The 12769-nt window shown below is 33.8% G+C and carries 13 protein-coding genes and 1 tRNA gene; 5 read left to right on the forward strand and 9 right to left on the reverse strand.

From position 1 onward, the window contains the following. The first annotated feature begins 4 nt into the window (after positions 1–4). A complete protein-coding gene (locus AC6EJB_RS03905; RefSeq protein WP_498492406.1) occupies positions 5–421 on the forward strand; it encodes a hypothetical protein in 417 nt (138 codons plus the stop codon). Positions 422–428: 7 nt separating this feature from the next. Here AC6EJB_RS03905 and AC6EJB_RS03910 read toward each other — a convergent pair whose 3' ends face one another. The 4 genes from AC6EJB_RS03910 to AC6EJB_RS03925 are packed head-to-tail and all read right to left on the reverse strand — an operon-like array spanning position 429 to position 5010. Further along, positions 429–1178: a neutral zinc metallopeptidase gene (locus tag AC6EJB_RS03910; protein WP_498492407.1), complete on the reverse strand. Its 750-nt coding sequence runs from the start codon at positions 1176–1178 to the stop codon at positions 429–431. Between the two features lie 36 nt (positions 1179–1214). Continuing rightward, positions 1215–1445, reverse strand: coding sequence for a hypothetical protein (locus tag AC6EJB_RS03915; protein ID WP_498492408.1), 231 nt, complete (start codon positions 1443–1445; stop codon positions 1215–1217). A gap of 56 nt (positions 1446–1501) precedes the next feature. Beyond that, complete coding sequence (locus AC6EJB_RS03920; RefSeq protein ID WP_498492409.1) at positions 1502–4666, reverse strand: CHAT domain-containing tetratricopeptide repeat protein; 3165 nt, start codon at positions 4664–4666, stop codon at positions 1502–1504. 23 nt (positions 4667–4689) lie between these two features. Continuing rightward, positions 4690–5010, reverse strand: a complete 321-nt coding sequence (locus AC6EJB_RS03925) for a DUF805 domain-containing protein (protein ID WP_498492410.1) — start codon at positions 5008–5010, stop codon at positions 4690–4692. Between the two features lie 278 nt (positions 5011–5288). Here AC6EJB_RS03925 and AC6EJB_RS03930 point away from each other — a divergent pair, with 278 nt between their 5' ends. Both AC6EJB_RS03930 and AC6EJB_RS03935 read left to right on the forward strand, forming a co-directional pair. Then, a complete protein-coding gene (locus AC6EJB_RS03930) occupies positions 5289–5468 on the forward strand; it encodes a hypothetical protein (protein ID WP_498492411.1) in 180 nt (59 codons plus the stop codon). A 123-nt stretch (positions 5469–5591) separates the two neighbouring features. After that, on the forward strand, positions 5592–6221 hold the full coding sequence (locus AC6EJB_RS03935) for a zinc-ribbon domain-containing protein (RefSeq protein WP_498492412.1): 630 nt from the start codon (positions 5592–5594) through the stop codon (positions 6219–6221). Positions 6222–6399: 178 nt separating this feature from the next. On the opposite strand, the gene AC6EJB_RS03940 is transcribed toward AC6EJB_RS03935, so the two are convergent. The 4 genes from AC6EJB_RS03940 to AC6EJB_RS03955 all read right to left on the reverse strand — a co-directional run bounded on the left by AC6EJB_RS03940 (position 6400) and on the right by AC6EJB_RS03955 (position 8996). Then, a complete protein-coding gene (locus tag AC6EJB_RS03940; protein ID WP_498492413.1) occupies positions 6400–6765 on the reverse strand; it encodes a hypothetical protein in 366 nt (121 codons plus the stop codon). Positions 6766–6870: 105 nt separating this feature from the next. Beyond that, a complete protein-coding gene (locus AC6EJB_RS03945) occupies positions 6871–7983 on the reverse strand; it encodes an AAA family ATPase (RefSeq protein ID WP_498492414.1) in 1113 nt (370 codons plus the stop codon). Continuing rightward, positions 7983–8267: a hypothetical protein gene (locus AC6EJB_RS03950; RefSeq protein WP_498492415.1), complete on the reverse strand. Its 285-nt coding sequence runs from the start codon at positions 8265–8267 to the stop codon at positions 7983–7985. Before AC6EJB_RS03950 ends, AC6EJB_RS03945 begins: the two co-directional genes overlap by 1 nt. Positions 8268–8922: 655 nt before the next feature. After that, positions 8923–8996: transfer RNA gene (locus AC6EJB_RS03955), tRNA-Pro, on the reverse strand. Between the two features lie 2104 nt (positions 8997–11100). Between AC6EJB_RS03955 and AC6EJB_RS03960 the strand changes: the two genes are divergently transcribed. Together AC6EJB_RS03960 and AC6EJB_RS03965 are read left to right on the forward strand one after the other, a co-directional pair. After that, complete coding sequence (locus AC6EJB_RS03960; protein WP_498492416.1) at positions 11101–11499, forward strand: hypothetical protein; 399 nt, start codon at positions 11101–11103, stop codon at positions 11497–11499. A 528-nt stretch (positions 11500–12027) separates the two neighbouring features. After that, positions 12028–12495 carry a hypothetical protein gene (locus AC6EJB_RS03965; protein ID WP_498492417.1) on the forward strand — a complete coding sequence of 156 codons (468 nt, stop codon included), beginning with the start codon at positions 12028–12030 and terminating at the stop codon, positions 12493–12495. 27 nt (positions 12496–12522) lie between these two features. Here the strand turns inward: AC6EJB_RS03965 and AC6EJB_RS03970 are convergent, their stop codons facing one another. Then, the gene (locus tag AC6EJB_RS03970; RefSeq protein WP_257473381.1) at positions 12523–12699 is read right to left on the reverse strand and encodes a hypothetical protein; all 177 of its coding nucleotides are present in this window, start codon (positions 12697–12699) and stop codon (positions 12523–12525) included. Positions 12700–12769: the final 70 nt, after the last annotated feature.

Below are 12769 nucleotides of genomic sequence, written 5' to 3' on the forward strand. Positions count from 1 at the left end.
TACAATGTCTATCCAATCAATGAAAAAGTTCCTTGCTCTTTCAAGTATATTTTTAAGTTTCTTTCTACTAGAGAATCAATCGGCAAAAGCTGCAAAAGATTTAACGCCCTATCAATCAGTTGTCTATGCTTCTGCAGTTAATTATTGTGGCGCTGAATATGGTTATATAACTGACAAGCAAGCTTTCGAATACATTGTTAGTTGGGTAAAAGATGAACATGGTCTTGAACCATATCAAATTTATAATTTAATGCAAAGAAAAAGTTGGGGTAAAGATACTGACAATTTCATTGATAAAGTAGGAGGCTGCAAAAGAATTAATGAAATAGTTTTAAAAAGTCTTGATAGTAAGCCAACTGGTTTTCAATCTTTAACAAATAGAAAAAAAGATTATGAGTATTACTACAACATAGATTTATAGACCTTTGTTACTTCGCTAGTCCAATTGAGCCAAGTATTGTCCTTGGATAAGGTGTTTTATTCAGATTAACGTTTTCAGAAAGAGATCTAGTGTTAGAAAAGCTTGAAGTATCAATTTTCCCTTCTGCAAGAAGAGACATATGATTCGCTTCGCATGATCCCTCTATAACGCCCATTCCGACAGCAAGTGCATAGGCACGTTGTTCGCCAGTTCCATGGGTAGGATCACCAATAGAATAAGCAACTTTTGAGATAGCTATCGTATCTTCTCTTGTAATACCAAGTTCTTCACTACCTTCATCAATCATTACTCCTGCCATACAATCTGCTTGTAATTCCATTTGAGGATTAGGTAAGCGAACCTTATAAGCAGTCTGTATAGCATGACCAAATTCATGTGCAACGACATATGCAGTAGTTGATGGACCAAATTCTTCTACAAAACCTCGAAGCTGTTCTGGGACCAGAAATATTGTGTTAGTTCTAGGGCAATATGAACTTCCACCTATATCATCACCGGACATATAAGAACCACAGACTCCATAGACCGTAGTACCAGCTGCAATTGGAATTACTTGAGGTGGCAGAAGCGTAATTTCATCATTTGAAGTCCATTTTCTTAAAAGATAGCCAGTAGTTTTTTCAATCACTGAGTTGATTTTTGCATTTTTCACCTTCTGAAAAAGATTTGTATTAGCTGAGGCACTTACTGGCATCACACTCAATGCAATTAATCCTGCAAGGATTTTTCTATACATTTCTGAGCTTGATAATCATTATTTTTCCATTCTAATTCACCACTGAATATAGGTCTCACTCGTGTAATTACCTTCAGAATCACGGCCGTAATGCTTAAAAACACCTGGGGATGTCTCTATTGTGGTTGAAGAGCGGCCATTGCTTGACCAACACTTATTAACTCCAGGAGAGGTTTCAATACAAGTGCCTGCATAAGAAGCGGACGATATGCCGAGAAAAGGCACAAATGAAATAATGGATGCGATCAATAATTTAAAGGTAGTCATTGAATTAACTCAATTACATCCTCTTATGGTTTTATTATTTAATAGTGATTCCAAAATCAAAAATCAATCGGTCTCCAATCACCACTTAATTGGAAGGCAGCCCAGACATAAGGATGCCTCCAGCCAGGAATACTGTGATTTCTAAATTCTTTTTGAGTAGCAGCTAAAGCATCGGCTCGTCCATCTCCATCTTTCAATTTCTTATAGAAGCTAGTCATAAAAGCTGCCGTTGCACGATCATCCACCTTCCATAAAGACAACAAACTAGACCTTGCTCCTGCAACTGCTATTGCGCGCTTAAGTCCATAAACCCCCTCACCTGATTGAATATCTCCTTGACCTGATTCACATCCAGAAATCACAACCATCTCAGTACCTTGCCAATCTAATTTGGCAACTTCTAAAGCAGTTAAATAACCGTCATCGTCTGGATTGGAATCTGGTTGATTCGCACCAGCTAAAACAATTCCACTTCTTAGAAGGGGATTTGCAACCTGCTGATTATTCTGCTGATAAAAAGCATGGCTAGCAATATGTACAACTTTAGGAGCAGTATGTTGCTGTAATAAAAGTGCTGTAGCATTCTCTTTTGAAAAAAACTGAGCATTAATAATTGTTGAAACAACTCTTCCTTCTTTGGCCGTTCCAGGAAGTGGTTGCCAAATGCGTAAACCTAAATCACTAGAACGTTCTTGAGATATAACAAGTTCAATCTCTGTTTTAATAGAACTTTCTTTTTCAAAATCAAAAGTTGGATTGGCTACAACTAAAGGATTAGAAGTAATTGCCGTTGAACCATTTGCAAGGACAAGTAATTCACGACCAGTTGTCAATAATCGTAAGTTAACGGTTTCTCCCAAAAGAAGATCGTCGTCATAGGAACTTAAAGCTGCAAAAGGGATTCGATTGAGTTCTGCATCAGGTGAAATAAATAAAGTTTTTGCATCATCAATACTCTTATTTAATGGCTTAATAATTAAGGCACTAACTTTATCCCACAATTCTTTAGCATCTTGTTTCTGCTTCTCAGATGCAATTAAAGCTTTTTTAATTGCTTTATCTATTGATATAGCATTTCCTAAATCAACAACTTTTATTTCTAGATTGGGTTTCAGAATAAATGCTAGATAAGCTGCTTCGCTATTTTGCTCATCATATTTATTAGATCTATCTATTGGTTGATAACGCTGATATTCTATTAACACTGAATTTAGAGGGATAGATTTTGCAATATCTGATAACTCAACTACCCTTGGTTCAAGCTCAGGCAGAACGCTGTAAATTTTACGCTCTAACTTCTCTTGTTGATCTATAAGAATATTACGTTGATTTTTGTTAATAGTTTTAGATGCAAGTCTTTGAGTTATCTCTCGAAGCCTATTTATAGGTATTTTTTTTGGTCCTGAAAGAGTCGAAAGTTTTGTCTGACGTTTCTCAATTTCCTCAAGTAAACCTTGCCAATTTAGCCTTGAAAAAAGGGCAATTTTTGCAATTGATTTATCAAAGATTGCATCTGAAAAAATCTCATCAGGTGTATGACTATGACCTAATGATTCGAGAAAAGATTTACGCTTGGATAAAGGAAGAAAAGGTATTTCTCGTTGAATTAAGGTCAGGTCAATTTTCTGACTTTGACGATATGCAGATACTGCCTTTTGAAAAATCCTTTGTTGTGCATAGAACGAACCCAAATTATAAAGGGCAAAGCTCATTTTTGAGCTATTGGGACCAGGGTTATTCCTATAAATATTAATTGAACGACGATAAAGAGGTAAGGCTTTCTCATAGAGTTCCTTATTATTATATAAGGATGCTAGATTAGTAGTAATATCAGCTATACTTGGACTATCAGGAGGTAGTGAATCTTCAACAATAGCTAAAGCACGTAGATATAAATTCTCTGCTTTTGAATACATATTTTTCTTACTGTATATAACAGCTAAATTTTGTAGATTATTAGCTATGTTTGGATGATTAGATGAAAGTACTTTTTGATTTATATTTAAAGCACGCTTATTGAAATCCTCAGCTTTATCTAATAAATCTTTCTCGCCATATACAAGACTGAGAGACATTAAAGTCAAAGCTGTATCAGGATGCTGGTCTCCTATAGAATTTTTTTGAATAATTAAAGCTTTTGAGAAAATATCCTCAGCTTTATCATATAGTCCTTGCGCTAAATAAATTAATCCTAGGCTATATAAATTTGATGCTATTACTGGATTACTTGGACCAAACTCTTTTTTAAATATTTCGATTGTGTTTTCAAAAAGAGTTTGAGCTTTATAAAATAATCCTTTCTCCCAGTAAACCGTGGCAAGATTGGCCATGGCATAAACAGCATTGTGAGGATTAGTTTTTAAAGACTCCTCAGAGAGTGAAATAATATTATTAAAGAGAGATTCAGCTTTATCTAGAAGCCCTTGATCTAAATAAACTAAACCAAGATTATTTTTAGATAATAAAGTACTTTCATTCTTTGAACCTAAAGATTCCTCAAGTATCTTTTGAGATTGGAGGCAGAGTCTCTCAGCCTTCATGTAGTCAGCTTGATCCTTATAATTCAGACATAATTGCCCCATAATTAAAGCTGTTTTTTCATGGTTCAGTCCATATTTCTTTACTTTGATATTCAAAATACGTTTTAATAATAATTCAGTTTTTTGATATTCTCCTTGCCCCGAATGAATAACAGCCAAACTTTCAAGTGTTGAAATTGTATCTATATGATCTATCCCAAGAGCTCTCTCATTAATTCGTAAAGCCTGTTGGAAAAGAGGAATAGCTTTTGTGTAGATGCCTAGCCTAGAATAAGTCCAAGCCAGCCCTGAGCGGCTAAGGTTGGTATCTAAATGGTCAGGTCCTAAAGCATTTTCATAAATCTTTAATGTCTCCTCAAAAATAGGTATAGCATCACCATAAAGATGTTGTTTTGTATATAAAATAGCTATGATATTGAGAAGTGAAGCTGTGGACGGATGATCACGTCCCCAATAGTCTTCCGCAAGTAAAACAAGCTTTTTTCTATAAAAAATTGCTTTTTCATATAAACCAGCTTTTTCAGCTTTATTAGCTTCATCAACTAATAAGTCTATTTCATTGGGAATAATTCCTTTGTTCTCCTCTGCAATTGTTTCAGATGAATAGGCAATTAAACCACCATCAAATCCAACAGGTATTAATAAAGCTATTAATAAAGTAAAGCTTTTCTGAAAAATCAAGTTAATTAATTAGGAATCAACTCTCATACCATTGGTACAGATGGTCGACACAAAATAATAAGGATCCAAATTGCTCCAATTATTGGAATAAGAGTAATAAAAATCCATTGCCAAGACTTACCCATATCCCTAATGCGACGAATTGCAATAGATATACCTGGAATTATTGCAGCAAGGCTATAGATCGCAGATAAGAACGTCAGGGATTCTATTAATCCTGCTAGTGCCGTAAAACATAAACCAACTAAGTAGTACGCAAGACAAGCCCACCAATAGTCTGACCTACTTGATCTACCCCTGAAGTCAAAAGCACGTGTCCAAAATCTTTTATAGGCTTCAATCATTAATAGTTTTACTTACTTATGTTTAAATCTAACTAGAGAATACTAATAATTTTTTTTTATTAAGAAATTACCACTGAATCAGACTCCAATCACCACTTAACTGAAAGGCAGCCAGGACAAAATATTTTTAGCTTCCTTATTCCAGCTAATTCAAGATGATTCCAAATATTGAAGTTTTTTCTAGCGATGATGTCTCTTCCAAATAAAAACAAGAATCACATACAAAGAACCAGAACAATAACGATGTACAAAGAGCTATCTCTCAACTATTTTTTCTTATGACCTATTATGTTTTATTTGGTGCGTTTTTCTTTACCTATATTGGATGGCATATTGGTAAAGGCTCAAAGGCTGAAACTGAGCAAAGATTAGCGAAAGCAAAGGAATTACTTGATAGAAAGGTGGTTACTGAAGACGAATATATCTCTATAAGAAGAAAAATAATTTTAGACAGCTAAATAAAGATTTTATATCTACAAGCCATTATCAACGATCTATTAATGTCTTACTTTTTCTTGATTAGGAATCATTTGATTAAGTCAAGAACTAAGTGAAAGAGTCATATTAAAAGGATTAGTTCAATGATCATTTGGGGAAGTCGGAGCAAAGCTCGTACAACAGAAATGGGTAGATTTTATTGCCCTGAATGTGATGGTTATAGACAATATGAACTTAAGAATGCCAAACAGTATTTTACTCTTTATTTTATTAGGATTTTTCCTACTGCTGATTTAGGGGAATACGTTGAGTGTTGCTCATGTAAATCTACTTTTAAGAAATCAGTCCTAGATCATGATCCAGAAAAACAAGCAGAAGAAATGAAAACTTTATATTTATCTGCCACCTTGGATATTATTGTTAATGTCGCAATATCTAATAAAAACATTGAAGAAATTGATTTAGGTGGAATAATTACTTGTTTCCATCGGCTTACAAACATAATGCTTGAGAAAGATATACTCATGGAAGCTATTCAAAGAGTTAAACATAGTGATCATTCAACTAAAGAAGTAGCAAGATCAGTTTCTCCTTACTTGAGTGATAATGGTAAAGAAGCAATCCTGAGAGCTTCTATTGAAATGGCTAAGTCATATGGCTCTATTGATTGCCTCAGTTTAGAAATGCTTAATGAATTGGCTGACGACTTGCTTTTGCCTAAAGCTTATTCAAAGGGAATATTTGCTGAAGAGGATATAGCTAGGAAGAATTAACTTTTCAAGAAAACCTCAAAAAAGCGATGAATAACTGTTTGTACGACAGTTACGCATCCAGTTTTTGAGACTGGCTAACCTATTTGCAATGTTTTTGCTGTCTCATCTGGCTGACATTCGCAATTGGAACCCAGTCAATATTGTCCAGTCGCAGTCCAATACCTAATGAGATCAATAATCACCTTTTGCAGTTGCCATGAAAAGTAGACGTGGATTGTCTTTTTTTCATGTCTTTAAAAATTAAATCATAGATCAATCGATAGCAACCAACAGCAGCCCCATACTGTTTATCTTCCTCAGACTTAACAGCTACACGTTGAATCTGTGTCAAAAGCCAAGCCAACATATCAGTATTTTCAGTCTTATCGAAGTTCTTGCAAAGTTCAGTACTTGCCCACGCGACATCCAGATTTGCGCTTCTACGTGTGATTTCGTAGTCCTTCACTAGATAGTTGATAGTATCACCCACCCCCCAACCAGTATTTAATTTTGCGAGGGCATCTAGACGTCTACGTTTCCTTTCTGCTCTAGTAGTTATTGTCATGTTTTTAAATCGAATTTTGATCGATATAGTTTAAGGGAAAGAAAGATTAAAAAATTCTCACTATATTGATGAATTATTAAGGCGGTGGGGTTTTAGTAGGAAAAGTCATTCAATTACATATTCATACTTTGGTCTACCAACATCAACATGAATCTTTTTTCGTTTAACCAAACCTTCTGAATACATTTCAGCAAGATAACGTCTTACTGTCTCTTCTTCACTTATTGGTAATAGCCCTACAGCAATTGATCGTGGGTGGCAATAACAACCTGCTTCCTTTAGATAATCACTAATTCTGTCCCTTAACTTTTTACGTTCAGTTGGTAATAAGTCATTAACACCAACTTTAACTAAATCAAAGGAATAATCTTCTTCATTACCGTCAATTTCCCAACGTGTATTAATTAAGCAATTTCTTTTACCAAGACAAATTAAGCGAAATTTATCTTGTGTTTGTGGAACTCTTACGAGCCCCCAAAGGTCACTAATTGCATTCCCAATTGTTGAAAGTCCTGCAACATCATGAGCGGTTACCGTTTGTCTTTCTTTTTTATCTATCGGTTGATTTAAGTGAGTAGTGATAATTGCACTAACTTTCGCTTTTGCAAACATTTTCCCAATCTTGTACAGCTTTCTAGTGAAACCTGTATCAGTGACTTCGCAGTTGTCAGATGCAAGACCTTTTGTTGCACTGTCTAGGATTATTAATTGATAGTCTCCTGTATCTATTTGTTCTTGTAAGAAATTCAGATCAAGGGTTTCATCAAGCCAAACAACATCACATATCCCATCAGGTAAACCCATACGCCTTAATTTCGTATATGTATCCTCTTCTGGTTCATCACATTGAATAAGTAATACCTTTCCTTTCTTTGTAGAGAGTTGATTCATAAATAATCCACCTTTACAAACAGCTTCAATCAAGCGAAGCAATAGCGCGGTTTTACCAGCTCCTTTTTCAGCAGCCAAAAGGACAACAGCGCCAAGAGCAACGAACTGATCAACCAGCCAAATTCTTTTTCCTACTAAGTCCCCCCCTCTTAATTTTTTAATTTGGATTGATTTCTTTTGATTCGATAATTCACGGAGAGGAGATGTCAAAGGTCTACCAATTTTTTTTTCTTCTGCTAAAAGTCTTTCCTCTTCCTTTCGCCGCCATTCCAATTCTTCTTCCTTCGAACTAGGAAGCTCAACATAACCATAATCTCGGAGATCCATTATCCACCTCCCATTGAAGCGAAAGTTTCTATCTCGCTAGCTGCTTTGGTTGGTGCATCAGCAATTAATTGAGACTGTTTAATTTGCCAGTTTTCTATTGCTTCCAGATCCCATCCCACTGGACCGCCTTTCTTACCAGTCAAATAACAATATTCAATTCCAGGAGTAAAACTTTCCTCGGCTTTTAATTTTCTGAGTTGCGATGCAGATATTCCTGAAGAATTGACGGCATCTTGTATTTTTCTCCATCTACCTTCTTTTTGATTTGATCTATTTGGTTGCATTGAGGGTGCTCCTTAATAAGACCCTTTTCCTTCATGAGAGCAACAGTCGCTTTTGAATACTTTTTACTCAAATCACCCTGCGGATATTGGGGAAATTTCCCAGTCACAGCAGCCTTGATAATGTTTGAAGCGTTCTCCTTATGAAGACGTTGCTTTAAGTCTTCAATAAAAATTGACAACAAAATTTTCTCTTTGGAGACTTTTTTTGAAGCACAAACTGTTTTGCCAGAAAAGCGAACTTCTCTAGCCCTCTTGAGCGCATACTTACGGCGACGATTTCCCATAAGAGAAAAAGGAAGTTTTCAGTTGCGCTCCCATCTTGCAATTCTTGTTTGACTAAGAATCTTGGTCTTTAACCAAAGGGGAAGTAAAAACTGAATCAATTCCTACTTATGGAGAAATTTTTCTCCCCCTTGTAGGGGACCCGAGCAAAAACTCAAGGTGGGTGAGAGATACCCTCACGCTCTTAACGATAGCTACATACTACATCTAGTGCCTGCATATATGCAATTGCATTGAAACCACCCCATAAATAAGTGTGCATAAATCCTCTGCAACCTAAAAATCGGCTCAAATACTGAGACTCTTGCACACATTTTGCACACAAAATTATTCGCATTAAAAAAGACAGGCTGGGAAACCTGTCTCTGACTGATCGGGGCGACAGGATTCGAACCTGCGACCTAGTGCTCCCAAAGCACCCGCGCTACCAAGCTGCGCCACGCCCCGCCATCTAAGATTGTAGACCCTTATAGCTGAGAAGAGAAAATAAATCCTAAAAGTTTGACTCAAAAATTTTAGATACCATAATTAGAAACTTTTCTATCTAGTAATCGCAGCTATAAGTATCAAAAAATTTTTTTTAGAGCTAAACCATTTCTCAGTAAGAATTAAAATCCAAGCAAGTTGAGCTAAAAACTTCTCTCTACCACAAAAGTTAAGGCTAAAGATGTCATTACTTACCAGTAAATAAAAATAATTCTCGAACCACTTGCTACTATAAATAAATTTAACTTCTACACACTATATGCCTAACAAAAATAAATTTAACACCTATAACAATATTCAATCAATTAAAAATAAATTATTCTAAAAAAATGAATTGATTCTTGGGTAAATAATGTACGAGTCGTTACTGAATACACAGAAATATATCAACATGCAAATTCATTAATAAAACAGTAATTGCTGTAGTATTAGCACTTTTTACAATATTTATACTTATCTATATGGTTTTGTTGTTTAATTAAGACTATGGTGTAAGTAAGATAAATTAGACAAAAAAATATTTCAAAAACTTCGGTTGATAATTGAAAAAGTAAAAATGGATTATTCTAGAAATATAAAATGCGGAAAATTATTTAGGCCTAATTATTTAGTATTAATTTAACAAATAAATGGAATAACCTGACATTTAGTAGCATATGCACAAATAGCTGCAAGCAAATAAGCATTGCCTGCCAACCGTTAAACTTTTCCGCTTAGGAGACCTAGCCAGATTTTTCTTTATTAAGCAATATTACATCCATGATGAAGAAATGTAAACCAATGGAGCTTTTCCTCTGGGGCGGTTTTGCGCGATATTTGCACTTTATTTTTAAATACCAACTCGTAAAAATTATTCCTATTCGTTAGATTGTTTTTAGATTTTAAATTTATTGTGTCTCCTCATATAGATCACCCCTTCTTAATATTGTCTTGGCATGTCCTCGTAGGCTACCTTCTTACCGTAAGTTCCGACTGGAACTGGATTCCTTTAACAAAAGAAGAGAGGAAAAGAGGTCCATCTATCGATCAAATCAGGGGTCGAATTTTTAGTTAGCGAACTAGTTTCCAAAACCTATTAATTACAAGAGGCAATTAAGTAAATTCAAAAAAATATTTTTAAAATATTCACTTTCTAACGTTCAAGATTCTAAAAGTGACTTTTTAGAACAACCACAAATAAGTAGAAATTATAAAAGTACGGTTTGACGCAATAAAACAGGCCCCAACTTATAAAAATTTGTATTATCTTTCTTTTTTCACCTGAGAGTACAAGGTCAAATGGCTCAAAGAATTAACGTTGTTTTAAACGCAATCCCGCCAGGATGCAGAGATTTAGCTGAATTTGCATTCTTTTGCGCCGTTGGTTTTACAGCTGGAAACTTAGGCTTGATATAATCATTACTTTTTTTATTTTTAATTAGTGCTCTTTTTTATACGTTGGCATCTCTCTGCGAGATCTTCTCAGAAAGCAAGTGCTGTTTTAGTATTTGACATTAAATTAACTAATGTTGTCAAATATTTTTTAAATAAACAATTTTTGGGTACAAAAATCAATTTTTAATTCGGTTTAACTTAACTTAACTATTTATGAATACTTAATATATCTAACACTGCTTTATAATTAACAGGTATTTATTTATCAGGTAATTATTTACAACAAGAAGTGAATCAAATCGAATAAACAATATACAAGTCCATAATAATTTTTTATGTAAGTGAAATCAAAAATTAACAATGATGATCTATTAAAAGAGGGATTAAGGACAGATATTTTTAATGATTAAATGAGAATAAATAACTAGTGACTTAATGATTAAAAAAGTGTTAATCATAGAAGATGAAGAACACAATCGAGAGAAATCTTTCGAGTTCTTTAAGTGAGCGAATTGAAGGCAGTTTTTTTATTTGATTTTAAACTGCCTTCTTTCCATATAAATTTTTTTATATGAAAAAATTATAGGTTCATTGAGTTAGATTTAAAATAATAGGCAATATCTTCAATGTTTTTCACGGAAAGAAAGAAAATCTTACATAATTCTAGAATACTCATTTCATAGAGAGAGAAGTGAAACTAATATCAAATTTTGCTAAGCTTTTGCATGAAGTCAAATTGCCCTCACCAGAGAAATGCTTCGTAATTGAGCCAGGCGACGAACAATACATAGAGAAATGGATAGAAAATGGAGAACTTACATGCGAATTAGAAAATCTATTTGAATGGATGAATATCGAGTACAAATTAAAAAAAACAAATTTAGATCATACCGAAAATAAACTTGCCAACGCAGTAAAGAAGAGATTTCCTATAGATAATTGGCGAGTAATCAAGATCATTAGCGACCATCAAAGAAAGTATAGATACTACAAAAAAGCAATAGAAGATGTAAAAAAGCGCACTACTCCTCACATGAACGAACAGACAATAATGACCATTTTCAGCCCTGGCTGGGGTATAAATACCTAGTATGGTATAATTACCTATAAGATTTCAAACTTCCAAAACCAATGATTGAAAAGTATCCACTTTTACCCTTTCTAATTTTTGCAGGCGCTTTAATAAGCACAGCAACATTAGGCTTGCCTGTTTTTGCTGGATGATTTTTTAATCACAAATTTCCATATCAGAAAAATACAATTTCTTATAACCCATTTACAAATTAGTTAAAAGTTAATGACAAAATATGATTTTAAAAAAGATTTTCTAAAATGAATATCTCCTTATTTTGCTAAAATTACAGACCAATAATTAAATAAGAAATAAGAAGAGTATAAAAATATTACTAGGTAAACCCAGTTCATCCAAGCAGGACGCTTATTATTCTTATTCATTAATACAAAAAACGAATCAATAGATAATATACTTGATAGATCAAATATTTGACATTAAACTTACAAGGCTAGACTTAATTGTAAAAACCACAAATTACAAACAAACGTAACTAAATAAGTAGAGGTGTCTATGAAAAAACAATATAAGTTTCTCCAAAAACATATGAATGAATTTAATAAAACATACAAAAACTTACGTGGACATAGATGGTCATTGAATTTTCCAGTATATCTTTTTGATAGAGATTGGTTCAATCTTAAAAAAGTTGCCTTATATGATTTAGCTAAAGAACTTAAGCCAGACAACTCTCAAGAAGCTCCAGAAATAATTCAATATCAACAATTACTCAAGGAAGGTCATGATCAATTACTCGCTATTCAAGAATGTTGGAATGAATTTGGCATTGAAGATTTTCATCGTTCTCTTAGAAACACTTCTGAATGGGTATCAAAAGGGAACAATGGATGGACATTTAAAAAATACGCTGAACTAATAATCGGATACAGAAAGCTTATTGAAAATAATGAAATTCGTATACCATTGATTATCCTAGGAAGAAGCCCAGATGAAGATCATGAACTAGAATGGATAAGCAAAGAATTCATTTCAAAATTAACTATCGCTGAATAAACACAATAAATATTTAATTAAAGTCTTTCAGGCAATAGTTAAATCATCAGACCTTGTCCCCCACTCAGTGTCTTCTAAAAGGTCCGAATATCCAGAAGCATTTACCAAATTATATTTTTGAAACTTCCAATCTGAATCTTCAAGGTAGTCGGAGTACTCAAAAGTTTTTGCTAGAAGAGAAAATTCTTTACTAAAAGGGCACATAGATTTTAATTGTTTTATTAATCATTCACACTTAAAAAGATAAAAGCAACTAAACATTATAATTCCTAAA

The sequence above is a fragment of the Prochlorococcus sp. G4PB17 genome (genome assembly GCF_059772445.1).

Bases quoted from the DNA above. Each gene is read 5' to 3' on its own strand.
- AC6EJB_RS03915 (WP_498492408.1), bottom strand. From the start codon at position 1,445: ATGACTACCTTTAAATTATTGATCGCATCCATTATTTCATTTGTGCCT.
- AC6EJB_RS03940 (WP_498492413.1), bottom strand. From the start codon at position 6,765: ATGACAATAACTACTAGAGCAGAAAGGAAACGTAGACGTCTAGATGCC.
- AC6EJB_RS03945 (WP_498492414.1), bottom strand. From the start codon at position 7,983: ATGGATCTCCGAGATTATGGTTATGTTGAGCTTCCTAGTTCGAAGGAA.
- AC6EJB_RS03950 (WP_498492415.1), bottom strand. From the start codon at position 8,267: ATGCAACCAAATAGATCAAATCAAAAAGAAGGTAGATGGAGAAAAATA.
- AC6EJB_RS03965 (WP_498492417.1), top strand. From the start codon at position 12,028: ATGAATGAATTTAATAAAACATACAAAAACTTACGTGGACATAGATGG.
- AC6EJB_RS03925 (WP_498492410.1), bottom strand. From the start codon at position 5,010: ATGATTGAAGCCTATAAAAGATTTTGGACACGTGCTTTTGACTTCAGG.
- AC6EJB_RS03930 (WP_498492411.1), top strand. From the start codon at position 5,289: ATGACCTATTATGTTTTATTTGGTGCGTTTTTCTTTACCTATATTGGA.
- AC6EJB_RS03910 (WP_498492407.1), bottom strand. From the start codon at position 1,178: ATGTATAGAAAAATCCTTGCAGGATTAATTGCATTGAGTGTGATGCCA.
- AC6EJB_RS03970 (WP_257473381.1), bottom strand. From the start codon at position 12,699: ATGTGCCCTTTTAGTAAAGAATTTTCTCTTCTAGCAAAAACTTTTGAG.
- AC6EJB_RS03935 (WP_498492412.1), top strand. From the start codon at position 5,592: ATGATCATTTGGGGAAGTCGGAGCAAAGCTCGTACAACAGAAATGGGT.
- AC6EJB_RS03905 (WP_498492406.1), top strand. From the start codon at position 5: ATGTCTATCCAATCAATGAAAAAGTTCCTTGCTCTTTCAAGTATATTT.